Annotated in this window: 22 protein-coding genes; 17 read left to right on the forward strand and 5 right to left on the reverse strand. The window is 70.8% G+C overall.

Translation table 11 applies throughout. The features are described from left to right. Positions 1 to 27: 27 nt before the first annotated feature. Positions 28 to 885, reverse strand: coding sequence for a coniferyl-alcohol dehydrogenase (locus AB0C35_RS37280; RefSeq protein ID WP_358466640.1), 858 nt, complete (start codon positions 883 to 885; stop codon positions 28 to 30). A gap of 194 nt (positions 886 to 1,079) precedes the next feature. Here AB0C35_RS37280 and AB0C35_RS37285 point away from each other — a divergent pair, with 194 nt between their 5' ends. The 9 genes from AB0C35_RS37285 to AB0C35_RS37325 all read left to right on the forward strand — a co-directional run bounded on the left by AB0C35_RS37285 (position 1,080) and on the right by AB0C35_RS37325 (position 12,841). After that, positions 1,080 to 1,856 carry an SDR family NAD(P)-dependent oxidoreductase gene (locus AB0C35_RS37285; protein ID WP_358466642.1) on the forward strand — a complete coding sequence of 259 codons (777 nt, stop codon included), beginning with the start codon at positions 1,080 to 1,082 and terminating at the stop codon, positions 1,854 to 1,856. Between the two features lie 6 nt (positions 1,857 to 1,862). Continuing rightward, positions 1,863 to 3,071 (forward strand): acyl-CoA dehydrogenase family protein, encoded by a 1,209-nt coding sequence (locus tag AB0C35_RS37290; RefSeq protein WP_358466643.1) that lies wholly within the window; start codon positions 1,863 to 1,865, stop codon positions 3,069 to 3,071. A 2-nt stretch (positions 3,072 to 3,073) separates the two neighbouring features. After that, on the forward strand, positions 3,074 to 4,144 hold the full coding sequence (locus tag AB0C35_RS37295) for an acyl-CoA dehydrogenase family protein (protein ID WP_358466645.1): 1,071 nt from the start codon (positions 3,074 to 3,076) through the stop codon (positions 4,142 to 4,144). Then, positions 4,141 to 5,397, forward strand: coding sequence for an acetyl-CoA C-acetyltransferase (locus tag AB0C35_RS37300; RefSeq protein WP_358466647.1), 1,257 nt, complete (start codon positions 4,141 to 4,143; stop codon positions 5,395 to 5,397). Before AB0C35_RS37295 ends, AB0C35_RS37300 begins: the two co-directional genes overlap by 4 nt. Next, complete coding sequence (locus AB0C35_RS37305; protein WP_358466649.1) at positions 5,394 to 6,602, forward strand: thiolase family protein; 1,209 nt, start codon at positions 5,394 to 5,396, stop codon at positions 6,600 to 6,602. Before AB0C35_RS37300 ends, AB0C35_RS37305 begins: the two co-directional genes overlap by 4 nt. A gap of 16 nt (positions 6,603 to 6,618) precedes the next feature. Continuing rightward, positions 6,619 to 10,173, forward strand: coding sequence for an indolepyruvate ferredoxin oxidoreductase family protein (locus AB0C35_RS37310; protein ID WP_358466651.1), 3,555 nt, complete (start codon positions 6,619 to 6,621; stop codon positions 10,171 to 10,173). After that, positions 10,170 to 10,706: a DoxX family protein gene (locus tag AB0C35_RS37315; RefSeq protein ID WP_358466653.1), complete on the forward strand. Its 537-nt coding sequence runs from the start codon at positions 10,170 to 10,172 to the stop codon at positions 10,704 to 10,706. Before AB0C35_RS37310 ends, AB0C35_RS37315 begins: the two co-directional genes overlap by 4 nt. A gap of 299 nt (positions 10,707 to 11,005) precedes the next feature. Then, the gene (locus AB0C35_RS37320) at positions 11,006 to 11,947 is read left to right on the forward strand and encodes a helix-turn-helix domain-containing protein (protein ID WP_358466655.1); all 942 of its coding nucleotides are present in this window, start codon (positions 11,006 to 11,008) and stop codon (positions 11,945 to 11,947) included. Positions 11,948 to 12,067: 120 nt separating this feature from the next. Continuing rightward, positions 12,068 to 12,841: an SDR family NAD(P)-dependent oxidoreductase gene (locus tag AB0C35_RS37325; protein WP_358466657.1), complete on the forward strand. Its 774-nt coding sequence runs from the start codon at positions 12,068 to 12,070 to the stop codon at positions 12,839 to 12,841. 34 nt (positions 12,842 to 12,875) lie between these two features. Here the strand turns inward: AB0C35_RS37325 and AB0C35_RS37330 are convergent, their stop codons facing one another. Next, entirely contained in the window at positions 12,876 to 13,070 is a 195-nt protein-coding gene (locus AB0C35_RS37330) for a ferredoxin (RefSeq protein ID WP_358466659.1), read from the reverse strand. A 25-nt stretch (positions 13,071 to 13,095) separates the two neighbouring features. Further along, on the reverse strand, positions 13,096 to 13,566 hold the full coding sequence (locus tag AB0C35_RS37335; protein ID WP_358466661.1) for a VOC family protein: 471 nt from the start codon (positions 13,564 to 13,566) through the stop codon (positions 13,096 to 13,098). A gap of 195 nt (positions 13,567 to 13,761) precedes the next feature. Between AB0C35_RS37335 and AB0C35_RS37340 the strand changes: the two genes are divergently transcribed. Further along, positions 13,762 to 14,280 (forward strand): enoyl-CoA hydratase/isomerase family protein, encoded by a 519-nt coding sequence (locus AB0C35_RS37340; protein ID WP_358466663.1) that lies wholly within the window; start codon positions 13,762 to 13,764, stop codon positions 14,278 to 14,280. Between the two features lie 253 nt (positions 14,281 to 14,533). Then, positions 14,534 to 15,913 (forward strand): IS110 family transposase, encoded by a 1,380-nt coding sequence (locus tag AB0C35_RS37345; protein WP_358466665.1) that lies wholly within the window; start codon positions 14,534 to 14,536, stop codon positions 15,911 to 15,913. A 74-nt stretch (positions 15,914 to 15,987) separates the two neighbouring features. On the opposite strand, the gene AB0C35_RS37350 is transcribed toward AB0C35_RS37345, so the two are convergent. Next, the gene (locus AB0C35_RS37350) at positions 15,988 to 17,427 is read right to left on the reverse strand and encodes an aldehyde dehydrogenase family protein (RefSeq protein ID WP_358466667.1); all 1,440 of its coding nucleotides are present in this window, start codon (positions 17,425 to 17,427) and stop codon (positions 15,988 to 15,990) included. A 121-nt stretch (positions 17,428 to 17,548) separates the two neighbouring features. Here AB0C35_RS37350 and AB0C35_RS37355 point away from each other — a divergent pair, with 121 nt between their 5' ends. From AB0C35_RS37355 to fabG, 5 genes are read left to right on the forward strand one after another with little or no spacing between them, the layout of a single operon-like run. Further along, the gene (locus AB0C35_RS37355; RefSeq protein WP_358466669.1) at positions 17,549 to 18,799 is read left to right on the forward strand and encodes a cytochrome P450; all 1,251 of its coding nucleotides are present in this window, start codon (positions 17,549 to 17,551) and stop codon (positions 18,797 to 18,799) included. Next, entirely contained in the window at positions 18,796 to 20,586 is a 1,791-nt protein-coding gene (locus AB0C35_RS37360; RefSeq protein WP_358466671.1) for a dihydroxy-acid dehydratase, read from the forward strand. Before AB0C35_RS37355 ends, AB0C35_RS37360 begins: the two co-directional genes overlap by 4 nt. Further along, a complete protein-coding gene (locus AB0C35_RS37365; RefSeq protein ID WP_358466673.1) occupies positions 20,505 to 20,933 on the forward strand; it encodes a VOC family protein in 429 nt (142 codons plus the stop codon). Before AB0C35_RS37360 ends, AB0C35_RS37365 begins: the two co-directional genes overlap by 82 nt. Positions 20,934 to 20,940: 7 nt before the next feature. Further along, positions 20,941 to 21,921 (forward strand): NAD(P)-dependent oxidoreductase, encoded by a 981-nt coding sequence (locus AB0C35_RS37370; RefSeq protein ID WP_358466675.1) that lies wholly within the window; start codon positions 20,941 to 20,943, stop codon positions 21,919 to 21,921. Next, positions 21,918 to 22,679, forward strand: coding sequence for a 3-oxoacyl-ACP reductase FabG (fabG, locus tag AB0C35_RS37375; RefSeq protein WP_358466677.1), 762 nt, complete (start codon positions 21,918 to 21,920; stop codon positions 22,677 to 22,679). The genes AB0C35_RS37370 and fabG overlap by 4 nt, the downstream gene beginning before the upstream one ends. 55 nt (positions 22,680 to 22,734) lie before the next feature. On the opposite strand, the gene AB0C35_RS37380 is transcribed toward fabG, so the two are convergent. Next, positions 22,735 to 23,340, reverse strand: coding sequence for a helix-turn-helix domain-containing protein (locus tag AB0C35_RS37380; protein WP_358466679.1), 606 nt, complete (start codon positions 23,338 to 23,340; stop codon positions 22,735 to 22,737). A 230-nt stretch (positions 23,341 to 23,570) separates the two neighbouring features. Here AB0C35_RS37380 and AB0C35_RS37385 point away from each other — a divergent pair, with 230 nt between their 5' ends. Beyond that, on the forward strand, positions 23,571 to 24,581 hold the full coding sequence (locus AB0C35_RS37385; RefSeq protein WP_358466681.1) for an ABC transporter substrate-binding protein: 1,011 nt from the start codon (positions 23,571 to 23,573) through the stop codon (positions 24,579 to 24,581). Positions 24,582 to 24,618: the final 37 nt, after the last annotated feature.

Genomic DNA, 24,618 nt, shown 5'->3' on the forward strand with positions numbered 1-24,618 from the left:
CTGGGATCGTTCTACGTTCGGGACGGTTCAGGCGCCGATGCCGGCGCCGCCGCGAACACCTGCGTACTGGGGGACTTCGGGCGGTGCGAGCTCACCGGTGACGAACCCGCCGAGCGCACCGCCGTCGATCACGAGGTTGACGCCGGAGACGTAGCTCGCGGCGTCGGCGGCCAGGAACAGCAGCGGGAGGGCCTGTTCCTCGGGGCGGGACATGCGCCCGATGCCGCCGGTCGACTTGCGGAGCTGCTCGTCGGTGCGCTTCTTGCGGAAGTGCTCCATCATCGGGGTGTCCGTGGCGCCCGGCGAGATGGCGTTCATGCGGATGCCACGCGGGGCGAGGTGCGCCGCGCGGGCCATGGTGTAAACGATTACGCAGGCCTTGCTGAAGCCGTAGGCGTGCTCGGCGAGTTCGGGCCGGGCGGCGAACCACTCCCCGGCTGCATCGTCGTCGCCGAGGGCCAGGAGTTCCTGGATGGCGTCGAGCTGCTCGGGCCAGTTGATCCCGGCCTTGGACGCGATGCTGGCGATGGCCCCGCCGCTGGTCATCGCGGGCAGCATGGCCTCGGTGAGGCGGCGCAGCCCGAAGAAGTTGACCTGCATGATGTCCGGCGCGGTGAAACTGCTGTGCGGCAGGCCCGCACAGTTGAGCAGCACGTCCAGAGGGCCGTCGAGTGAACGTGCGAGTTTGGTGGCGGCCTGGTCGATCGCGGCGGGATCACGCAGATCGAGCGGCTGGAAGGACGTCACGGCCAGTTCGTTCTCGCGCAGGTCGAGTGCATGCACCTCGGCGCCGTCCGCGAGGAGGTGCTCGACGGCGGCGCGGCCCATGCCGGAGTAGGAGCCCGTCACCGCCACCCGCTTCCCGGCGAATCCGAAGATCCCCACAACCGCCCCTTTGTTGTGCATGCCGCTCCACACTCTGTTTGGAGATGTGACTAGTAATTTGTTCCATCGAACGTATATTTCGGTCTCGACGACTGTCAACCACTCGGTGTGCTCTTGACACGTGCAGTCGCCGCTCCTACGTTCAACATGACAAACATCTAGTTGAAATATAGCGCTCGAAGGAGAGGTCGTCAGTGGACTTTGCAGGATCTTCGGCTCTCGTGACCGGTGGTGCTTCAGGGCTCGGCGAGGCCGTGGTCCGGGCTCTCACCGCACGGGGCACGTCCGTCGTGGTCGCCGATCTCCAGGACGACAAGGGCCAGCGGGTCGCCGCCGACACCGGAGCGGTCTACCTGCGCACCGACGTCACCGATCCCGGACAGGTCCTGGCGGCCGTCGACGCCGCCGTCGGGCGGGCGCCGCTGCGCATCCTGGTCAACTGCGCCGGAATCGGCGGCTCGGCCCGCACGGTCGGACGCGACGGCACCTACGAATCGGCGTTCCCGATCGAGAAGTTCACCCGCATCGTGACGGTCAACCTGGTCGGGACCTTCAACTGCGTCCGGCTGGCGGCGACCGCGATGGGCCGCGCCGAGCCCGGCCCCGGCGGTGAGCGCGGCGCGATCGTCAACACCGCGTCCGTCGCCGCCTTCGAGGGCCAGATCGGGCAGGCCGCATACGCCGCGAGCAAGGCCGGCATCGCCGGGCTGACGCTGCCGGTAGCCCGCGACCTGTCCGTCCTCGGCATCCGGGTCAACACCATCGCGCCCGGCCTGATTGATACCCCGATCTATGACGGTTTCCCGGACCCGGCGGCGGTCAAGGACAGGCTCCGCCGCGACGTGGTCTTCCCGCCGCGGCTCGGCGACTCCACCGAGTTCGCGAGCCTCACCGTCGAGTTGCTCGGCAACGGCTATCTCAACGGCGAGGTCGTCCGTCTCGACGGCGGCGCCCGCCTCCAACCTAAGTAGGCGATCTTGGACATCGAAGACTCCGCCGAGGGGGCCGCTTTCCGCGGCGAGGTACGGGCGTTCGTCTCCGCGCGGCGCGACGAGCTCTCCATAGGCCGGGGGGCCGCGCCCGAGCGCGTTCCCGACCTCAGACGCGCCCAGGCCCTGCTGCACTCCGCCGGGCTGGTGGGCGTCACGTGGCCCGTCGAGTACGGCGGCCGTGGCGGCACCCCGGTGCAGAAGGTGATCGTCGAGCAGGAGCTCGACCGTGCCGAGGTGCCGCGGCTGATCGGCTGGATCGGCGTCGGCATGTGCGGTCCGGCGATCATGGCGCACGGCACCGAGGAGCAGAAGCGGCGTTACCTCACCCCGATGCTCAACGCGGACGAGGTGTGGTGCCAGCTGTTCAGTGAGCCTGGCGCGGGCAGCGATCTGGCCGCGCTGAGCACCCGGGCTGTGCGGGACGGCGACGGCTGGAGAATCAGCGGGCAGAAGGTGTGGACCACCGGCGCCCAGTGGTGCGACTACGGCATCCTCCTCGCACGCACCGATCCGTCCAAGCCCAAGCACCGCGGCCTCACCATGTTCCTGCTGGACATGCGCGCCCCCGGCCTAACGGTGCGTCCGTTGCGCGAAATGACCGGCGCGGCCGTGTTCAACGAGGTCTTCCTCGATGACGTGCCGGTGCCCGACAGCGCCCGTCTCGGCGAGATCGACGGCGGCTGGGCGGTGGCGCTGACCGTGCTGATGAATGAGCGCTACAGCGTCGGCGGGGACGGCACCGTGTACGGGGCCGGCCCGGACGCGCTGACCCGCGCGGTGGCCGACGCGCTGCCCGGCCTTGGCACCGACCGCAGGGCGGAGATCCTTCAGGAGTACGCGGCCTGCTGGATCGAGGGGCTCGCCTGCCGGATGACCGGCAACCGCATGCTCACCGCGCTGTCCGAGGGACGCGAGCCGGGCCCGGAGGGCAGCGCCGGCAAGCTCGCCTCCAGCGCCCTCCTCAAACGTGCCGCCGACCTCGGTCTCTGCCTCCAGGGCGACGACGCGCTGTTCGGAGCCTCCGCGGCGGGCGACGGCACCTGGCAGGGCATCGCCACATTCGCCCCGGGCATCTCGCTGGCCGGCGGGACCACGGAGGTCATGAAGAACATCCTCGGCGAGCGGGTCCTCGGCCTGCCGCCGGAACCGCGCCTGGACAAGGCCGCGGCGGCGACGGGTGGAAAGGAGCGCTGACCGTGGACTTCCAGCTCTCGGCCGATCAGCTCGCATTGCAGGAGATGGCCCGCGACTTCTTCGCCGGGAACGGCGGCATCGCCGGCGCCCGAGCCGTGCTCGCCGGGGACGGCGAACTCCCCGACGTCTCGGCGGACCTGCGCAAGCTGGGACTGCTCGGGCTTCTCGCAGAATCCGGCGACGAGGCCGGCACCGTCCTGGACTTGGCGGTCGTGGCCGAGCAGGCCGGCCGCACCCTCACCCCGACCCCCTTGGCCGGGACGGCCGCGCGCGCGGTCCCGTTGCTGCGGGACGTCGCGACGCCACCCGCGGCCGAACTGCTCGGCCGGATCCTCGACGGGGCCGTCAGGGTCGCGGTGGCCGACGTGCGCGAAGTCGAACTTTCCGCCGATGGGACGGTCAGCGGCGTGACCGGCCCGGCACCCGGCGGAACGATCGCCGGCACACTGATCATGCCCGCCTGGCGGGCGGACGGCGCCGCGCTGGTGTCGGTCCAAGTGAGCTCGCACGCCGTGGCCGCGTCCCGTCCCGCCCTCGATCCCACGCGAGAGCTGGCCACCTTCGAGCTCACCAGTGCGCCGGCAACCGTCCTCGCCACGGGCGAGGCAGCCACCGCGGCCTGGGAGCGGGCCAGGGACATCGCCGTCGTCGTGCTGGCCGCCGAGGATCTCGGCACCACCGGCGAGTGCGTCCGCCGCGCCGTCGAATACGCCAAGGACCGGACCGCGTTCGGCAGGCGCATCGGCAGCTTCCAGGCGGTGAAGCACGCGCTGGTCGACGCGTATGTGGCCGAGGAGCAGCTGCGGTCCCTGGTGTGGCTCGCGGCCTGGTCCGCCGACGCCGACCCGCGGAACCTGCCGCTTTACGCATCCGCCGCCGCGGCCTACGCCGCGGGCGCGGCCGAACGTGCTGCGGAGACCCTCATCCAGGTCCACGGAGGCATCGGGTTCACGTGGGAACACGACGCCCATCTCTTCTGGCGGCGGGCGAAGGTCGACCGGGCGCTCCTCGGCGACGTCCACGAACATCGGGCTCGCGTGGCCCGGCTCCAGCTGGCAGGAGTGAGCGCATGAACCGCGACGCCGTCATCTGCGAACCGCTCCGCACCCCCGTGGGCCGCTACGGCGGAGCGTTCCGGGACGTGCCCGCGCAGGATCTCGGCGCGGTCGTCGTCCGGGAACTCCTCGCGCGGACAGCCATCGATCCCGTCGGCGTCGACGACGTGATCTTCTCCCAGTGCTATCCGAGCATGGACGCGCCCGCGCTGGGCCGCGTCGTCGGCCTCGACGCGGGCCTTCCGGTCGAAACCGGCGGGCTCCAGCTCGACCGCCGCTGCGGGTCGGGGCTGCAGGCGGTCATCTACGCCACGATGCAGGTCGCGACTGGGGCGTCGGACATGGTGATCGCGGGTGGGGCGGAGTCGATGAGCCGGGCCCCGCTGTTCACCCACGCGGCCCGGTGGGGCCTGCGCGGCGGCGCCCTGGAACTGCACGACGCGCTCGCCCGCGGACGCGTCACCGCAGGCGGCCGGAACCATCCCCTCCCCGGCGGCATGCTGGAGACCGCGGAGAATCTGCGTCGGCGATACGAGGTGTCGCGGGCGGAGCAGGACGAGTTGGCGCTGCGGTCCCATCAGCGCGCGGTCACCGCGCAGCGGGACGGGACGTTCAAGAACGAGATCGTCCCTGTCACGGTGCGCGGCAGGCGGGGCGAGACGATCGTCGACACCGATGAGCATCCCCGCGCCGATACCACCCTGGAGGCGCTCACCCGGCTCAGGCCCGTCATGGCCGCGGCAGACCCGGAGTCCACCGTGACCGCAGGCAACTCCAGCGGCCAGAACGACGGCGCGGCCGCCTGCCTGGTGACGACCTTCGACCGCGCCGAACGCCTCGGGCTGCGCCCGCTCGCCCGGCTCCGGTCCTGGGCGGTCGCCGGAGTGGGGCCCGAGGTGATGGGAATCGGGCCCGTCCCGTCCACGGCCAAGGCCTTGGAGCGCGCCGGGCTTCGCCTGGCTGACATAGACCTGATCGAACTGAACGAGGCGTTCGCCGCTCAGGTCCTCGCCGTCACCCGGGCCTGGGGGTTCGGCGAGGCCGACTTCGCCCGGCTGAACGTGCACGGCTCGGGGATCTCCCTCGGCCACCCCGTCGGCGCCACCGGCGGCCGCATCCTGGCGACCCTGCTGCGGGAGATGGACCGGCGGGAAGCCCGGTTCGGCCTGGAGACCATGTGCATCGGCGGCGGCCAGGGCCTGACCGCGATCTTCGAGCGGGTCACGGTGTCGCCGCCGGCCTCCCCGTCCAACGTTGAGGAGACCCCATGACCGAAGCCGTCATCGTCGAGGCGGTCCGGACCGCGACCGGAAAGCGGCACGGGTCGCTGTCCGGCCTGCACCCCGCCGACCTGCTCGCCGCCACCCTGGACGCCCTGGTTACCAGGACGGGTCTCGACCCGGCCCTGGTCGACGACGTCATCACCGGCTGCGTCAACCAGGTCGGTGCCCAGGCGCTCAATGTCGGCCGTTCGGCCGTGCTCGCGGCGGGCTGGCCGGAGAGCGTGCCCGCGACCACGGTCGACCGGCAGTGCGGATCGTCCCAGCAGGCCGCGCACTTCGCCGCCCAGGGCGTCATCTCGGGCGCCTATGACATCGCGGTCGCCTGCGGTGTGGAGAACATGACGCAGATCCCGATGCGCTCACAGGTCTCCGACCCCGCCCTCGGCGAGCCCTTCGGACCGCTGGTCGACGCCCGTTACGCGGACAGGGAGAACTTCGGGCGGCGGGGCCGGATCAACCAGGGCCTGTCCGCCGAGCTCATCGCCCGGCGCTGGAAGCTCTCGCGCGCCGAACTCGACGAGTTCGCCGTGCGCAGCCACCGGCGCGCGGCCGAGACCACCCGCGCCGGCGCGTTCACCGAGGAGATCGTCCCGGTCGAGGCCAGGCGCAGGGACCGGGAGACGGGTGAGATCGTCAAGGACGGCGGTACCGTCTCCGCGGACGAGGGCATCCGCGCGGACACCTCCGCCGAGACACTCGCGAAGCTCCGGCCGGCGTTCACTCCCGACGGGTCGATCACCGCGGGCAACAGCTCACAGATCAGCGACGGCGCGTCCGCGATGCTGATCATGTCGCGGGAGGCGGCGGAGCGGCTCGGACTGCGCCCGCGGGCCCGCTTCCACTCCTTCGCACTCGCCGGAGTCGACCCGATCGAGATGCTGACGGGGCCGATCCCGGCGACCGCGAAGGTGCTGCGCCGGGCGGGACTCGGCCTGGACGAGATCGACCACTTCGAGGTCAACGAGGCCTTCGCGTCGGTCACGGTGGCCTGGCACCGCGAGTACCCGATCGACGCGGCGCGGCTCAACCCGTGCGGCGGGGCGATCGCGCTCGGTCACCCGCTCGGCGCCTCCGGCGGGCGCCTGCTCACGACCATGCTCCACGCGCTGGAGCGGACCGGTGGACGCTACGGCCTCCAGACCATGTGCGAGGGCGGCGGCCTGGCCAACGCCACCATCATCGAGCGGCTCTGAACCCAGGAGAACTCCCGTGACCGAGATCCTCACCCCACCGCCCGGGATCGACCTCCAGAGCAAGTACGAGACCGAGGAGGGCCGGATCTACCTGACCGGGCTACAGGCCCTGGTCAGGGTCATCGCCGACCGGATGCGCGCCGACCGGCGGGACGGGCTGCGCACCGGGGGGTTCGTCTCGGGCTACCCCGGCTCCCCGCTGGCGGGTCTCGATCTCGAACTTGAGGCACGCGCCGGGCTGCTGGAGGAGCTCGGTGTGGTGCACCGGCCGGGCCTCAACGAGGAACTGGCCGCGACCGCGGTGATGGGCAGCCAGATCGCGACCCGATTCGGGAAACTGCGGACCGAGGGGGTCGCGGGGTTCTGGTACGGAAAGGCGCCCGGTCTCGACCGGTCCGCAGACGCGATCCGGCACGCCAACTACTTCGGGACGACCAAGACAGGCGGCGTTCTGGCGTTCGTGGGCGACGACCCGACGTGCAAGTCCTCAAGCGTGCCGAACAGCTCCGAGCCACTGCTCGCCGAACTTCAGCTGCCCACGCTGCATCCCGGCTCGATCCAGGAGGTGCTGGACCTCGGCCTGCACGGCATCGCGCTGTCGCGGGCGTCCGGGCTGTGGACCGGGTTCAAGATGATCACCTCGATTGCGGACGGTGCGGGAACCGCTCGGGTCGGCCCCGGACGTGTCGTCCCGGTCATGCCCACCGGACCGGATGGCGGCGTCCTGGGCAAGGAGGAGCCGTCGACGCTCTCCCCGCCGCAGATTCTTGCGGTCGAACAGGAGATCCACGAGGTGCGGCTGCCCGCCGCGCTCGCCTACGCCCGGCTCAACGGGCTGAATGAGATGGGCGGCTCCCGGCGGGAGGCATGGCTCGGGATCATCGCCCCCGGCCACCTCTACTACGAGGCCGTCGAGGCGCTGCGGCAGCTCGGGCTGGACGGTGACGGCCTGGAGCGGCGCGGAATCCGGCTGCTCCGGCTGGGCATGGTGCATCCGCTGGATTCCGACCTCGTGCGAACCTTCGCCCGTGGCCTGGACGAGATCGTGGTCGTCGAGGACAAAGCACCCCGCCTGGAGCACCTGGTGCGCGACGCGCTCTACCGCACCCCGGATGCCCCGCTCGTGCTCGGCAAGCGCGATGAGCGCGGCGGCGTCTTCCTGCGCGCCCATGGCGGGCTGGACGCCGACGCACTCACCGCGCCCCTGCTCGGACGCCTGCGTCCGCGCCTGGGCGATGACGCACTGCGGGTCCCAGCGGCGCCGCCGGCCAGGATCTCGCTGCCGCTGATCCCGCGGACGCCCTACTTCTGCTCGGGATGCCCGCACAACTCCAGTCTGCGCGTACCGGACGGCAGCCTGGTCGGCGCCGGGATCGGCTGCCACTCCATGGTCGCGTTCATGGCCCCCGACGTCGTCGGAGAGGTCACGGGCGTGACGCAGATGGGCGGCGAGGGCGCCCAGTGGATCGGTGCCGCCCCGTTCGTGGACACCGGGCACCTGTTCCAGAACCTCGGCGAGGGCACGTTCTTCCACTCGGGAGAGATGGCCGTCCGGGCGTCGGTGGCGGCGGGCAGCACCGTCACGTACAAGATCCTCTACAACCGGGCCGTCGCCATGACCGGCGGGCAGGAGGCCGGTGGCCTGCTGGAGGTGCCTGAGCTCGCGGCGATGCTCACGACGATCGGCGTGCGGAAGATCATTATCACCGCGGAGGACATGTCCCGATATCGCCGTGTGCGCCTGCCCCGCGGGGTGCGCGTCCTGCCGCGGGAGCGGATCGTCGATGCGCAGGAGGAACTGCGCGCCATCGAGGGCGTGACGGTGCTGATCCACGACCAGCAGTGCGCGGCGGAGGCGCGCAGGCTGCGCAAGAGGGGCGCGCAGCCCGATCCCGCGATGCGGGTGCTGATCAACGAGCGCGTGTGCGAGGGCTGCGGCGACTGCGGCGCGGCTTCCAACTGCCTGTCCGTGCAGCCCATCGACACCGAGTTCGGGTCGAAGACGGCGATCCACCAGTCGTCGTGCAACAAGGACTACACGTGCCTCGCCGGTGACTGCCCGTCCTTCGTCACGGTCGAACCCGCAGGCCCCCTGGGACGACTGTTCCACCGGCTTCGAAGCAGGTCCGTGGTCGCGGCGGAGACGGGAGGCCGGGTCGAGCCGATCGGCGACGACGAACTGCCCGACCCTGAACTGCGCGTGAACGCCGACGACTTCCGGGTGCGCATGCCCGGGATCGGCGGGACCGGGGTGGTGACCGTGGCGCAGATGCTCGGAACGGCGGCGCTTCTCGACGGACGATTCGTCACCGGCATGGACCAGACCGGACTCGCGCAGAAGGGCGGCGCGGTCGTGTCGGACCTGCGGATCACCCGGGAGGCGGTCCCGGCGGCCACGAAGCTGCCGTCCGGCGCCGTCGACCTCTACCTGGCCTTCGACCTCGTCGTGGGGCTGACACCGGCGAACCTCTCCGGCGCCGGCCCGGCCCGGACCGTGGTGGTGGCCTCGACGACCGCCACCCCGACCGGCCGGATGATCGGCACGGGAGCGAGGCAGCCGGACGTGGCGCGGATGCGCGCGGCGCTCGATGAGCGGTCCCGGGCGGAGGAGAACGTCTATCTGGATCTCGCGCGCCTCACCGAGGCGCTGTTCGGGCGCAGCACCTCGGCGAACGTGCTCGGCCTCGGCGTGGCCCACCAGCGCGGGGTTCTTCCGGTGAGCGCCGCCTCCATCGAGCACGCGATCCGGCTCAACGGGGTGGCGGTCAAGACGAACATGCAGGCGTTCAGGTGGGGACGGCTCTACGTGGCCGACCGGGAACGGTTCGACCGCGCGGTCGCGGCCGGGGGGCCGGGAGAGCAGCCGGAACCGCCCGCCGCACCGCGGCTGGCCGGGCTGGCCACTTCCGGTTTCGGGGGAGAGCTGGGCAGGCTCGTCGCGCTTCGCGCACCGGATCTGGTGGCCTACCAGGACGTCCGGTACGCGCGCCGGTACCTGGACGCGGTGCGCCGGATCGCCGGCGCGGAGGAAAAGGTGTCCGCCGGGTCGACGACGCTGGCCGAGGCGGCCGCTCGGGGCTTGTACAAGCTGATGGCGTACAAGGACGAGTACGAAGTGGCGCGGCTCCACCTGGAGGAGGCGGCCCGCAGACAGGTCGAGGCGGTCGCCGCCGGCGCGCCGGTGCGTGTCTCCTGGCGACTGCACCCGCCGTTCCTGCGGACGCTGGGGATGAACCGAAAGCTCACGCTGGGCCCGTGGTTCGCCCCGGCGTTCCAAACGCTGCGCGCGTTGCGGCGGGTCCGCGGGACACGGCTCGATCTCTTCGGCTACGCGCACGTGCGCAAGGTCGAACGAGACCTCGTGACGGACTACCTCCGCTTGCTGGAGCGACTCGGCGACGAGTTGACGCCGGACGGTCACGCCGCTGCGGTCGAGCTCGCCGCGCTGCCGGACGTCGTCCGCGGCTACGAGGGGATCAAGCTCGGCAACGTGCGGCGCTACCGGGAGCGGCAGGAGTCCCTGCTCGCCGACTTCGCCGCTACGACGAAGACGAGAGGGGACGACCGATGACCGACGCGGAGACCGCGCAGTTGGTGCTGCGCTGCGTGGTGGGCGTGACGATGGCCGCGCACGGCGTGAAGCACGCCAGGACCTTGGACGGGACGGCTGGGTGGTTCGGGTCCATCGGTTTCCGCCGTCCGCGGATGCAGGCCGTGGCCAGCGCGGTGGTGGAGATCGGGGCGGGGTTGGCGTTGATCGCCGGCCTGGCGACGCCGCTCGCCGCCGCGGCCGTCGTCGGGACGATGGCGGTGGCCGCCTTGTCGGTGCATGTCCCGAACGGGTTCTTCATTACCCGTGAGGGCTGTGAGTACGTCCTGAACTTGGGGATCGCGTCGGTGGCGATCGGTGTGCTAGGGACGGGATCCGCCAGTGTCGACGGCGCGTTCGGCCTGTTTTCGGGCGTGTCCGGCCTCCAGGGTGCGGCACTGGTCGCCGGGCTGGGCCTGGCAGGCGCCGCTGTGCAGCTCGCCGTCTTCTGGCGGCGCCCGCCGACGGCGACCGGCATCGTCGGCGAAGAGACCGCGGAACCGGCGGCGCCCTGATACCTTCCACGACCGTGCGCACGCGGCCGGCCATCTGTGCGGAGGGCATCGGCGCAGGTGGGTGCCATCCCCTCGCAATGAGGTACCCACGAGTAGCTCTTTTGCTATATTGGATGCACTGTTTGCAGTGTGGGTCGCCCCGGGGATCAAGGTAGTGCTGGGGCGTCGCATTCGGAGCCTGGTGAGACAGAATCGTCATGTGAGTCGACCAGGTGGTTGTGATATCGACCAGTGGGTCGAGCCTTCTTCCGCTGGGGCCGACGGAGAAGGCTCCCCCCACCTGACACCAGGAGAGTTCCATGGCTCGTCCCGCACCGTCGGTCGAGCGGACCGTCAAGTTGCTGAAGTTCCTCGCGGATCACCCGAAGGAACGGTTCTCTCTCTCCGACATCGCACGCAGCCTCGACTTCAACAAGGCGACCTGCCACGCGATGCTCATCGAACTGGTGAACGAGGGCATGCTCATCCGCCACCCGGCGGACAAGACCTACGGGCTCGGCCCCGCCCTGGTGAACCTGGGCACCGCCGCCGCCCTCGACGCACACGAGGCGCTCGACATCGCCAAGGCCGAGATGGCGGCGATCCACAGTGATCTCCAGGTCTCGTGTGTCGCGGCGAGTGCCGTCGGTCCGGACATGGTGGTGATGGCGCGCAAGGACGTCGACCGCCCGCTGTTCGGTTACCTGCCGGTGGGGAACCGGTCGCCGATCGTTCCGCCGTACGGCAAGGAATTCCTCGCCTGGGCCCGGGAGGCCGAAGTCGAGGCCTGGCTCGACCGTGCGGACCCGGCCCTGTCCGAGGAGGAGCGGGCGGGCTACTACCGCGAGCTGAACGCGGTGCGCCTGACCGGGTATCACGCCACGACCTTCGATCAGGCGATGATGCTCGCCCGGATCGTCGAGATGCTGCACGGGCTTCCGGGCGCCGCCGAACTCCAGGGGGCCATCGAGGAGCGAGCGAGGCGACGTCACGATCAGGTTCACATCGATCCAGAGGAGGACGCCCCGACGGCCATCATGGCCATCCGCGCGCCGATCTTCGGGCCCTCGGGACGGATCGTCCTGGCCTTGGGCATCGGACAGTTCCCCAGCGGGCTGAGCGGTGCAGAGGTGCAGCACTTCGCCGACCGGCTGGTGGAGGGCACTCGCCGGGTGACCGAGACGCTGCACGGGAACGAGCCCTTCCCGCAGTGGGCGCGCTCCATTGAGGCCGGCGGGCGGCTGGCTGCGGCGAGCACGTAGCTACGTTTGCTATTACAAACGCCAGGTCAATATGATGTCTGCATGAGGCGGAGGGGTGCGCCCTCCGCCGCCCGCGGGTTCCCGGGCGGGGAGCCAGGTGCCCGAGCAGAGAGAAGGGCCATGCGACTCCAGGGTGAGACCGCGCTCGTCACCGGCAGCAGCGGAGGAGGGCTGGGCGCGGAGATCGCCCGCCTTTTCGCACGGGAGGGGGCGTCCATCATGATCACCGGGCGCTCCAAGGACCGCGGGGCCGCACTGGCCGGGGAACTGCGCGCCGCGGGGTACCGGGCGGCCTTCAAGTCCGCCGACCTGTCCGTACGGGCCGACTGCACCCGGCTGGTGGCCGCCACCGCCACCGAACTGGGCGGTCCGTCGATCTTGGTGAACTGCGCGGTATCGCTCCGTACCCCGGACGACGGCCCGGTGGGCACGGTCGGCGATGAGATCTGGGACGAGATGTTCCGCACCAACACGACCGCGGCGATGTGGCTGTGCCAGGAGGTGGTCCCCCTGATGACCGCCGCCGGACGTGGCTCGATCGTCAACGTCACCTCCCGGACCGCGCTGCGTGGCACCCCCGACCTGGCGGCCTACTCCGCCAGCAAGGCGGCCCTGGAGGGGCTGACGCGGTCGATCGCGATGGACTACTCGCGGGCCGGCGTGCGCTGCAACGCCGTGGCTCCCGGCTACATCACCGGCAAGGAGCGGGTGGGGGAACTCGACCCCCGTACCCGGGAGCGGTTCGAGGCGATGCACCTCACCCGGATGCCGACGACCCAGGACGTGGCGAACGCGGTGCTTTTCCTTGCCTCGGACGAGGCGGGTGCGATCACCGGCGTCACACTTCCGGTGGACGGCGGCGGCAGCGCGGTGCGCGGCCTCACGCTGGGGTGATCGGCGCTCGGGCCGCGCACCGCGGCTCGTCGCCTCAGCCGGTCAGCCGCAGCGCGCGTTCAGGGCAGGACCCCGCCCCGGTACGCGCCCGTTCGGCATCGGCGGGCGCAACCGGCTGCACGTCCGGCAGGGCTGTGTAGCCCTCCTCGTCGAGCGGGAAGAGTTTCTCGTCGACGAGGGAGCACAGCGCGTGGCCCTGGCAGCGGGCGCGGTCGACTTCGATCTGCACGGGACTTCTCCAGATGTCCGGGGGCTCAGCGGGTGGGGATCGTGCCGGCAATGAACTCGTCGGTGGGCGGCACCCATGGCGACCCCTGTGAGAGTTCGACGGTGTTGCCGTCGGGGTCGCGCACGAAGGCGTACTCGCATTCCGGGTCCCCGGGCCTGCGCGGGTTGAAGCGCGACGGCGGCGTCATCACCTCGTATCCGGCCGCGGCGCACTCCGCCACGAGTTCCGCGATGTTAAGGGCATGGATGGTGATGTAGCGGAAGCCGATGGATCGCTCGCGCGGGTTCTGGCTTTCGGGCGGCGTGTCGTCCTTGAGGAGCTTGAGCATGGAGTTGCCCAGCCGCAGGCCCCACACGTGCGCGCCGGGTACGAAGATCTCCGCGAACGGCTCCATTCCGAGGGTATCCCGGTAGAAACGCAGGGATGCTTCCGCGTCGCGGACATGGAGCCCGTATTCGATGGCGTAGACGGCCATCGTGTCCAGGTCGATGGGCATCGCCTCTCCCCACTCCCGTTAGGGTTTGTTCATGCAAACTGTCGTTCGCTATACTGTCGCCAGAGATGGAAGAGGTCAAGGGAATCGCGCCCGCGCCGGCGGTCCCCGGTCAGGGAGGCGCCGCCGGCGGAGAACAGGAGTCGTCTCGTGAACGTTCCCCCAGCTCTCAGGCGACAGAGGTCGGCTCTGTGCGGCGTGCGCGACGATGTCGCGTGGGTGCGGCTGAACCGGATGGACTACTCCAACGCGATCGACGACCAGGCGGCCATAGAGCTGCGCAGCGCCTGGGCCTGGCTGCGCGAGGAGCCGGGGATCTCCACGATCGTCATCACGGGCAACGGTCCGGAGGCCTTCAGCGTGGGGCTGTCCTCGCGTTCACGGCCGAGCGACCCGTCCTTCACCCCCCGCGTGCACGGGGTGCGCCAGCAGATCATCGCCGCGGTGAACGGCATCGTCATCGGTGAGGCCTTCGCGCTCCTGGACGATGCGGACATGATCATCGCCGCCGAGCACGCGACGTTCGTCCAGCCGGTCCGGCCGATGCCCGCCGCACCCGGAGCAGGACGGTCGCGGTGGTTCGACGGCGCCGACTGGAGCACGCCGATGCGGGCGGACCAGGCCCGCGCGGCGGGCCTGGTCCACGAGGTCTGCCCCCTGGTCGAGTTGAAGCAGGTCACCTGGCGGGCCGCTGCGGCGGTCCGGACCAGCGGGTGACGGCGGAATCAGGTCGGTCAGGTCAGTCCCGATAACCCTGCGGGGGACGCCGCGTGGGCGTGAAACTTGGGGGTGGGTCGCTCGCTGACGCCGGTCCAACCGTGTGATGTGAGCGCGTAGGTCAGTCTGGTTGCTGGGGCCTGGACCTGAAGGGTCGCTGTTTGTGCCTGGAGCACGCCGGTCAGAATTTCGGTTCCCGACCGAGGCCCTGCGTGCGGCCCGTCCCAGTCGGCGGCGGTGTGAAGGGGTGCGGGTGGCCAGATCGGAGCCGGTGGAGGTCCCCGACGAGGAGCATGAGCGGCTGTTCGAGCGGGTGTGCGCGATCGATGTCGCCAAGGGGGCCGGGAAGGTGTGCACGCGGCTGCCGCACCCGCAGGCCACCGGACGGCGGGTGACCAGGGTGTGGGACGTGGACGCCGTGACCGGTGACGTCATCGAGCTGGGTGATCACCTGGCCTGCCAGGGGATCGAGGTGGTGACGCTGGAGTCGACGTCGGACTACTGGCGGATCTTCTTCTACCTGCTGGAAGCACGCGGGTTGCGGGTGCAGCTGGTCAACGCCCAGCATGCCAAGAGCCTGCCCGGCCGGCCCAAGACCGACAAGCTCGACAGCGTGTGGCTGGCCAAGCTGACCGAGAAGGGCCTGCTGCGGCCCTCGTTCGTCCCGCCGCCCGAGATCCGGCAGCTGCGCGACTTCACCCGGTTGCGGCTGGACCTGACGGCCGAGCGCACCCGGCACTGGTCGAGGCTGGAGAAACTCCTCGAAGACGCCCTGATCAAGGTGACCTCCGTCGCCTCCAGGATCACCACAGCATCGGTGCGGGACATGATCGAGGCCCTCATCGCCGGTGAACGCGACCCCAAAGTCCTGGCCGGTTTCGCCCGCGGCCGGATGCGCGAGAAACACGCCGCGCTGATCGAGGCCCTGACCGGCCGGTTCGGCCACCACCACGCCCTGCTCGCCCGGATGCTGCTCGACCAGATCGACACCCTCACCGGCCAGATCGACCAGCTCACCACCTGGATCGAAGACCACCTGCAAGCGATCCCCGCAGCGCAACCACCCGGCCCCGGCGGCCCCGACGACCCCGACGGTCGTGGTCGCGGGTGTGATCACCGGCAGTCCTGCACCTGCCTGCTGGGCGCGGTGGCGCGGCTGGATGAGATCCCCGGCATCACCCCGCACGGCGCCCAGATCATCCTCGCCGAGATCGGCCTGGACATGTCCCGGTTCCCCACCGTCGGCCATCTGGTCTCCTGGGCCAAACTGTGCCCCCGCACCCTGCAATCGGGTCCTAAGAACAAGACCGGCAAACCCGGCAAGGGCAACCGGTACCTCAAAGGCGTGCTGTCAGAGATGGCCACCGCCGCCGCCAAGACCGACACCTTCCTGGGCGAACGCTACCGGCGCATCGTCAAACGCCGCGGCAAGCTGCGCGCCATGGTCGCGGTCGCCCGCTCCATCCTGGTCATCATCTGGCACCTGCTCGCCGCCCCCGCCGCCCGCTTCCGCGACCTCGGCCCGGACTACTACACCACCAAGATCAACAAAGACCGGAAAGCCTCGACCCACATCCGCCAACTCCAAGCCCTCGGCTTCACCGTCACCCTCACTCCCGCCGAGGCCGCCTGAACCAACCCGCACGACAGACCCCGACCCGAAATCACAAGGGCCGGGGTCCGCTGCCGCACGTCCAGTCGAGGTACTCAGTTTCCGGTCAGGTGGAGGCTTTGCGGCTCGAGGAACATGCGCAGGCCCTCGGGCCCGTACTCCCGGCCGAGCCCGGAGTCCTTCAGCCCGCCGAACGGGGCCGCCCAGTTGGTCGTGGCCCCGTTGACCGTCACCATCCCGGTGCGGATCCGGCGAGCGGTGCCCGCCGCGCGCCGGGCATCCTCGCCGAACACCGCGCCTGAGAGGCCGTAGCGCGAATCGTTGGCCAGCGTGATCGCGTGCTCTTCTCCGTCGTAGGGGATCACCGTGACGACCGGGCCGAAGACCTCCTCCTGCGCGATCTCCGCGCGGTGGTCCACGTCGGCGAGCACGGTGGGCCGCACGTAGTAGCCGACGGGCAGGCCCGGGGGGCGGCCCCCGCCGGTCACCACACGAGCGCCTTCGGCGACGGCACGCTCGACCATCGCCAGCACCCGGTCGCGCTGAGCGACGCTGATGAGGGGCCCGATCTCGGTCTCCGGGTCGAGCGGGTCCCCCACGCGCAGGGCGGAGACGGCGGAGCCGACGGCCTCGACTGTCTCGGCGTACCTCGACCTCGGCGCGAGGACCCGGCTCAGGGCGTAGCACTGCTGCCCGTTGTTGCCGAAGGTGGCGCCCAGCACGGCCGGAACCAGGCGATCGAGGTCTCCATCGTCGAGCAGGACGGCGGCGGACTTGCCCCCGAGTTCGAGCACGCAGGGCTTGATCTGCTCCCCGCAGGCCCGGCCGATAGCGCGGCCCGCGGCCGCGCCGCCGGTGAAGGACACCAGGTCGACGCCCGGGTGTGCGCTCAGCGCGGCCCCGGCCTTCGTTCCGCCATGCAGGACGTTCACGGTTCCGGGGGGCAGGCCCGCCTCGGCGATGCACTCGGCGAGCGCCTGGACGGTCAGCGGCGCCTCGGGGGAGGGCTTCAGCACCACCGTGCACCCCGCGATGAGAGCGGGGACGAGTTTCTGCATCGTGAGGAAAAGGGGACCGTTCCACGAAACGATCGCACCCACCACGCCGATTGGCAGTTGCCTGACCACGGAGGTGCCGAACGGCCCCTTGCGCTCCTCCTCCCAGGGGAAGGCGCGGGCGGCGCCGATCAGCGTGTCGACCAGCGTGGGCACCATCCGGACCTGCATCCCGCCCTTGCCGCCGACCGGGGAGCCGATCTCCCGGACGAGCACGTCGACGAGTTCCTCCGTCCGAGGTTCGAGGGCGGCCACGATGCGCTGGACCGCGGCGATCCGTGCGTCGACGGGCAGTCCGGGCCATGCGCCGGTGTCGAAGGCGGTCCGGGCCGCGGCGACCGCCGCGTCGACGTCGGCGGCCGTCGCCTCCGGGACACGGCCGATGACCTGTTCTGTCGCTGGGTTCACGACGTCGATGAAGCCTCCAGCCTGCGGAGACACCCACTGTCCGCCGATGTGGAGGGTGCTGTGCTGGATCATCCCGAACCCCAGTCGATACTCGTGTGACCTTTGACACCAAGCTAGGAGTAATCGTAGCCTCTCTGCAACCGCTCGGTTGTTAAATCAAACACCGATGGTCTTCTTCGAATGGAGGTCCGTGGTGGCTCGTCCCGAAACGTTCACGCCTCACTCCCCAGACGTCGCGGCACTGACGGCCGAGGACGGCCCCCTTGTCGCGGGTGCCGGCGGATGCCCGTTCGGCGTCCGGTTCGGCAGTGCGGCGCTCGACGAGAACTTCCACGAGGCCCTGGCCGTGCTCCGGGAGAGCTCGCCCATCGCGGCGGACCTGCGGTTCGACCGCGCCTACTTCGTCAGCCGATACGCCGACGTGTGGCGGCTTCTGCAGGACTGGGAGGTCTACTCCTCGGCGGCGGGCGTAGCCGGGACCGCCGGGACCAACTCGCGCCTGCTGCCGATGGAAGCCGACCCCCCGCACCACACGGATTGGCGCCGCAAGCTCAACCCCTTCTTCACCCGGCAGCGAATGAAGAGGCACACCGCGGGTGTGCGCCGCGCGGCGGAGGACCTGCTGACGCCGCTGCTGGACGCCGGTGAGGTGGACCTGGTCCGACGCTTCGCCCAGCCGCTCCCGGCCCAGATCTTCTTCTCGGAGATCATGGGCTTGCCCGCCGGGGACGCCGAGCTGTGCATGGGGTTCATCGAGCGGGCCGTGGGATCGCACGACCCGGGGGAGTCGGCGGCGGGCTTCGCCGAGCTGGCCGGGTTCGTTCAGCCGCTGGCCGCGGAGGTCGCCACACGGCCGGAGACCGATGACGTGGTCAGCGCGGTCGTCCATACGGAGGTCGACGGAAAGTCCGCCCCCCAGGGCGACGTGGTCTCCGTGCTCATGCTGTTGATCCTCGGTGGCCTGGAGACGACCTCGGGCGCCCTCTCCGGCGCGCTGAACCACTTCGCCGAGCACCCGGACCTTCTGCCGAGGCTGCGCGAGGACCCGGTCTTCGTCCGCTCGACGGTCGAGGAGTCGCTGCGCATGTTCGCGCCGACGACCTACCTGCGCCGCACCGTCACCTGCCCGGTCACCGTGCACGGCAAGGAGTTCCGGCCGGGGGACACCATCGAGCTCAGCTACGCGTCCTCCAACTACGACTCCGCCGAGTTCTCCGACCCCGAGGTCTTCGACCCCGGCCGCTCGCCGAACCGCCACCTGGCCTTCGGTGTCGGGCTGCATCGCTGCATCGGGTCGAACCTCGCGCGACTCGTCCTGGAACAGGCGGTGACGGTGGTGGCCGAGCGTGTGGAGGTGATCGAGACGGCCGCCGGGCCCCGGTGCTACCACTCGGTCCCCACGCGAGGTCTGGTCGACCTCCCGGCCCGCCTCAATTCCCGATGACCGGAGGCGAGCAGGGGCCCGCGAGTACGCGGCTGGACGGTGGCGCGGGCGGAATGGTCCTGCGGAGCTGGCTGCACGCCGAAGGATTCGGCGCGTCGGCGTCCGCCCGGCCGGTGATCGGGATCTGCACGAGCTGGAGTGAACTCAACCCGTGCAACGCCGGGCTCCGCGATGTCGGCGCGGCGGTCAAGCGGGGGGTGCTGCGGGCGGGCGGGCTGCCGCTGGAATTCCCCACGATCAGCCTCGGCGAGAATTTTCTGACGCCGACGGCCATGCTGCTGCGCAACCTCATGGCGATGGACGTCGAGGAGATGACCGCGCGCAGCCCCGTCGACGGCGTGGTGCTGCTCGGCGGGTGCGACAAGACACTGCCAGCGCAGCTGATGGGGGTGGCGAGCGCGGGAAAGCCCGCCCTCGTCGTACCCGCGGGCCCCCGGCTGGAAAGCCGTTTCCGTGGACGGCCCCTGGTCACCGACGACTACTGGGACCTCGCCGCCCAACGCGTCGCCGGACGGCTGCCCGCCGCGGAGTGGGCGTGCCTGGAGACCTGCCTGAACATCTCACCGGGCACCTGCAACGTGATGGGGACGGCGACGACCATGGCCGTCGTTGCAGAGGCGCTCGGCATGTCGCTGCCCGGCGCGGCCCTGATCCCGGCCGTCGACGGCCGCCGCTTCCAGCTCGCGGAGGCCACCGGGGCGGTCGCGGTGGCCGCCGTGGAGGCCGGGCTGACGCCGGAGAAGATCATGACCCGTGGCGCCCTCGGCAACGCGCTGCGTGCGGTGCTCGCCGTCGGAGGCTCGACGAACGCCGTGATCCATCTGACCGCGGTGGCCGGAAGGCTCGGCCTCCGGCTCGGCCTGGACGACGTCGCCGAACTCGCCATGACGACCCCGCAGCTGGCCGCGATCCGCCCTTCGGGTCCGCATCTGCTCAGTGACTTCGCGGAGGCCGGGGGCGTGCCCGCCCTGCTACGGGCGCTGGAACCGCTGCTGGACACCGGCGCGACCACGGTCACCGGGGAGTCTCTCGCGAAGGTGATCGCCGCGGCGCCGGAGCCGGACGGCGCGGTGATCCACCCGGTGGACGCGCCGCTGCGCCCGGACGGCGGCCTGACCGTCCTGCGGGGCTCGCTGGCACCGCGCGGGGCCCTGATCAAGAACTCGGCCGCCGAGCCGCGGCTGTGGCGGCACACCGGCCCCGCTCTGGTCTTCGACGGGCGTGCCGACATGCAGGCCCGCATCCATGACCGGAACCTGCCCGTCACCCCGGACACCGTGCTCGTGCTCCGCGGCGCGGGACCGCGCGGTGGGCCGGGGATGCCCGAGGCCGGTGGAATCCCCGTGCCGTCCAAGCTGTTCGAGGTCGGGGTCACCGACATGGTCCGCGTCTCCGACGCCCGGATGAGCGGTACCCAGGGCGGCGCCGTCGTCCTGCACGTGACGCCCGAGGCCGCCGTCGGCGGCCCGCTCGCGTTGGTCCGCGACGGTGACCTGGTCCGGCTCGACGTCCGGGCGGGCACCCTCGATCTACTGGTGGACGCAGCGGAGCTGGACCGCAGAGGGACCTGCTGGCAGGCCCCGGCTCCGGCGGCGCGGCGCGGCTACGAGGCCCTCTACACGCGGCATGTTCTGCAGGCCGACGAGGGCTGTGACTTCGACTTCCTGCGGCATCCGGACGCCGCCCCTCATGAGGAGGAATCCCCATGCCCGGTCTCGACCACGTCGGCCTCACCGTCACGGACCTCGACGTCTCAATCGAGTTCTACTGCGACGTCGTCGGCATGAGCTTCCAGAAACGCGGCTTCAAGACCGGAGGCGGTTGGTTCGACACGCTCACCCGTAACGAAGGCGCGGTGATCGACGCCGCCCGGGTTGGGTTCGACGGGTTCACACTGCAGCTCGTCCAGTACCACGAGGGCGGCGGCGGCCACGCCGGAACCGGGCACCACCGGGTCGGGAACGTCCACCTGTGCGTGCCGGTGCCGGACGTCGACGCCAAGCACACCGAGATCGTCGCCTCCGGCCGGCACGCCCCGACCGCGGTCGTGACGGTGGCGGGGGGACCGGCCCGGAGCTTCTATGTCGAGGACCCCGACGGCGTCCCCGTCGAGTTCATCCAGCTGAAGGACTGACGGCATCATGGACGTGCTGGTTTCAAAGGCCGCCCACGGAGACTTCGGGGACCTCTTGACCGACGCGGCTCCCGGGGCCCGGTTCCTCCTGGGGTCCGCCGAAGGGGTCACCGACGCCGCCGGAACCCCGCTTACCGACCCGGCGCCGGACGTCGCGTGGTTGTCGAGCGACCTGTTCACCGGCGGCGCGGGAGTCCGCTGGTTCGCTCCGCTGCTCGTGGGCTCGCCGCGGCTGCGGTGGGTGCACAGTTCCACCGCAGGACTGGACTCCCCGCTCTTCGGCAGACTGCGCGACCGGGGGGTGCGCGTCACGGGCTCGCACATCTACGCCGGCCCCGTGTCGGAGTTCGTGGTGCGCGCGGTCCTCGACGAGTTCCAGGACGCGCGGAATTGGCGGGACGCGCAGGCCGCACGCACCTGGCGGCCCCACGAGTTCCGCGAGATCGCCGGTTCGACCTGGGCCGTCGTCGGGCTGGGCGACATCGGCTCGGCCGTGGCGCGGGCCGCCACCGCGCTCGGGGCCACTGTGATCGGCGTCGCCCGCACCCGGCCCGACCCGCTGCCGTCCACGGAGTTCGTCCTCGCCGGCGGGCTGCCGGAGGTCCTGCCGCGTTCCGACGTCGTCGTCCTCGCGCGCAGCGCCGACCCGGACGCGCCGCCGCTGGTCGACGCCGCTTTGCTGGCCGCGATGGCACCCGGCTCCGTCCTGGTCAACGTTGCCCGGGGCAGCCTCGTCGACGAGCAAGCGCTGCTCGCGGCGCTTGACACCGGGGCTCCGGCGCGGGCCGTCCTCGACGTCACTGCGGTCGAACCCCTGCCACCCGACAACCCGCTGTGGACTCATCCGGCGGTGACCCTGACCCCGCACACCTCGGGCCAGGGCCACGGCCGGTACCGCAGGGGCGCCGGACTCTTCGCGGCGCTCTTGCGTGAACTTCCCGATTCTCCGGGGGCCGAGCGGCCCGCAGTAAAAAGGAGCACCCCATGACCGAGTCCCTGCGCCGCACCGCGATCGTGACCGGGGCGGCCCGCGGCATCGGCGCGGAGACGGCCCGCCGCCTGGCCGAGGACGGGTTCGCCGTGGCGGTGCTCGACCTGGACGAGGCGGCCACGAAACCTACCGTCGACACCATCGTCTCCGCAGGTGGGCGGGCGCTGGGCGTTGGCGCCGACGTCTCGGACGCCGACCAGGTCCAGGCCGCGGTACGCCGGATCACCGACGAGTTGGGTGCGCCCACCGTCCTGGTCAACAACGCCGGGATCACCCGTGACAACCTGCTGTTCAAGATGCCCGACTCCGACTGGGACGCGGTCATCGCCGTGCACCTGCGCGGGGCGTTCCTCATGACGAAGGCCGTGCAGAAGCACATGGTCGACGTGAACTGGGGGCGCGTGGTGAACCTGTCCAGCACCTCGGCCCTAGGGAACCGCGGGCAGGCGAACTATGCCGCCGCCAAGGCCGGGATGCAGGGCCTCACCAAGACCCTGGCGATCGAACTCGGCAAGTTCGGCGTCACCGTGAACTGTGTCGCCCCGGGATTCGTCCAGACGGAGATGACCATGGCGACCGCCGAACGGATCGGCCAGGACTGGGACGATTTCGTCGCCGCCCGCGTCGCCCAGATCCCGGTGGGGCGCGGTGGCCTGCCCGGTGACATCGCGCACGCCGTGTCGTTCTTCGTCAGCGAGGGCGCGGGATTCGTCTCCGGGCAGGTCCTGTACGTGGCGGGCGGACCGAAGGCATGACCTCGTCCGGGTCGGCTTCGCCTGCAAGGTCACCAAGCCTGCGCCCGCGGGCGGGTCAGGTCTCCAGGGGCGCCACCGCGGACATCGCGTCGTCCAACAGCAGGCCGACGCTCAGCGTCCCGCCGGAGGCGAGCCACGTCGCCTGGGTCGCCTCGTAGCAGGCGAGCGCGGCGCCGGCGAGCGCGAGGGGCCGGGGATCGTGCGGGCTGGCGCCCTCGGGTGTGAGCCTTGCGTGCAGGTGCGGTACGAGCAGTTCGCGCCAGCGGGAGCGCCGGGCGAGCTGGCTCGCCATCAACCCGGGGGTGTCGTTCAGCATCCGCAGCAGTATCAGCGCTCGGTCCGGTGCGGAATCCATGCGTTCCACGACGAGGTCGAAGGCCCGGCGCAGCGCCGGCCACGGCGGCTCGTCGGCCGGCCTGCCCGCGAGTGCCTGCGCCACTTCCTCGCCGATGGACTCCTGGTTGCCGAGGACCAGATCTTCTTTGGAGTCGAAATAGCGGAAGAAGCTGCGCTTCGACATGCCCGCCGCTTGGGCGACCTCCTCCACGGTCGTCGCGTCATACCCCTGGCGCGCGAAGAGCGCCATGCCCACGTCCATGAGCTCCCCGCGCACCGCGCGGCGGGTGCGTTCGCGGAGCGGTGAGGCTGCTGGCTTCGTCATGCGCCAAGTGTAGCCATGCCAAATCTGACACCGCATGACACTCCAGGCTTTATATCGCGTCATTCTTGACACCGGGTGCCAAGTTAGGCGTATGGTGCAGAATGTTGTGTTCGGCATCACATCGCCGGGAACCCCGGCCGGACCATCCGGACGGAACCGCGCGCAGAGAGGAAGCGACGATGTCCTTGCAGCGAGGCCCGCGCAGACCCCGAATGACATCACTTATGGCGATGACGACCCTCATCCTGGCCCTGACCGCCGGATGCGGGGGTGACTCCGACTCGGGCGTGAACGCGGACGGGAAGCTCTCGATCACCGTCGCCGCGCAGAGCGGATCGATCCCCGGCATGCCCATCCTCCTCGCACAGGAGAAGGGCATCTTCGCCAAGCACGGGCTGGACGCCGAGCTGATTCCCGGCCTGCGCGGCGGAGCCGCCCTGCTGACCGCGGTTACCAGCGGGACGGCCGATGTCGTCGCCCACGCCGTCACGACGGTCGCGAAGACCGCGCAGACCGGTAAGAAGATCCCGCTGGTCGCGGCACAGAGCGTCGGCGCACCCTACGTGCTCGTGGTGCGGAAGGACTACGGGTCCGTCCCCGCCGCGACTCCCGGCCCGGACGGCTGGCAGGAGACGATCAAGGCCCTCAAGGGCGCCAGCATCGCCGGCTCGGGTGCCAGCACCCCGGCGGACTTCATCCTGCGCGGCCTGTTCACCGACGCGGGGCTCAGCGAGTCGGACTTCACGAACATCAACATCAAGCACGGGGGCCCCGAGGTGGCCGCGCTCAAGTCGGGTCAGGTCGACGCCGTCTTCGCCGACATCGGCACCGCCCTCAGCCTGGTCAGCGACGGCGGCGGCGTCGCGGTGATCGAGTTCGCGAAGCAGGGTCCGAAGTGGCTCTCCGAGCAGGCATGGTCCGGCCAGATCGCTTCGCAGACCACTCTTGACGCCAAGCCCGAACTCGCGGCCCGGTTCCATGCGGCCATGCAGGAGACGCAGGACTACATCAAGGATCCGGCGAACCTCGGCGATCTACGCAAGTTCGCCGTAGAGACCGCGAAGGTGCCCGACCACCCGGAGCTGGACAGCGCCCTGACCGCGTTCGCCTCGATGCTCCGGCCCACGTTCACGACCGCCCAGCTGCAGACCACCCTCGACTTCATGAAGCGCACCGGCCAGCTGAAGGCCGACCCGGCCGTCAACCCCGCCGATCTCGCCGTCCCCGCGGTCATCGGCTGACGGCCTCGGCACCCACCAGGAGTATCGATGAGTCTTG

Source organism: Spirillospora sp. NPDC048819 (assembly GCF_040650055.1).
In the GTDB taxonomy this organism is placed as follows: Bacteria; Actinomycetota; Actinomycetes; order Streptosporangiales; family Streptosporangiaceae; genus Spirillospora.

Coding starts and splice junctions, on each gene's coding strand:
- AB0C35_RS37300 (WP_358466647.1), top strand. CDS start 4,141: ATGAACCGCGACGCCGTCATCTGCGAACCGCTCCGCACCCCCGTGGGC.
- AB0C35_RS37305 (WP_358466649.1), top strand. CDS start 5,394: ATGACCGAAGCCGTCATCGTCGAGGCGGTCCGGACCGCGACCGGAAAG.
- AB0C35_RS37315 (WP_358466653.1), top strand. CDS start 10,170: ATGACCGACGCGGAGACCGCGCAGTTGGTGCTGCGCTGCGTGGTGGGC.
- AB0C35_RS37320 (WP_358466655.1), top strand. CDS start 11,006: ATGGCTCGTCCCGCACCGTCGGTCGAGCGGACCGTCAAGTTGCTGAAG.
- AB0C35_RS37325 (WP_358466657.1), top strand. CDS start 12,068: ATGCGACTCCAGGGTGAGACCGCGCTCGTCACCGGCAGCAGCGGAGGA.
- AB0C35_RS37335 (WP_358466661.1), bottom strand. CDS start 13,566: ATGCCCATCGACCTGGACACGATGGCCGTCTACGCCATCGAATACGGG.
- AB0C35_RS37350 (WP_358466667.1), bottom strand. CDS start 17,427: ATGATCCAGCACAGCACCCTCCACATCGGCGGACAGTGGGTGTCTCCG.
- AB0C35_RS37360 (WP_358466671.1), top strand. CDS start 18,796: ATGACCGGAGGCGAGCAGGGGCCCGCGAGTACGCGGCTGGACGGTGGC.
- AB0C35_RS37365 (WP_358466673.1), top strand. CDS start 20,505: ATGCCCGGTCTCGACCACGTCGGCCTCACCGTCACGGACCTCGACGTC.
- AB0C35_RS37370 (WP_358466675.1), top strand. CDS start 20,941: ATGGACGTGCTGGTTTCAAAGGCCGCCCACGGAGACTTCGGGGACCTC.
- fabG (WP_358466677.1), top strand. CDS start 21,918: ATGACCGAGTCCCTGCGCCGCACCGCGATCGTGACCGGGGCGGCCCGC.
- AB0C35_RS37380 (WP_358466679.1), bottom strand. CDS start 23,340: ATGACGAAGCCAGCAGCCTCACCGCTCCGCGAACGCACCCGCCGCGCG.
- AB0C35_RS37385 (WP_358466681.1), top strand. CDS start 23,571: ATGACGACCCTCATCCTGGCCCTGACCGCCGGATGCGGGGGTGACTCC.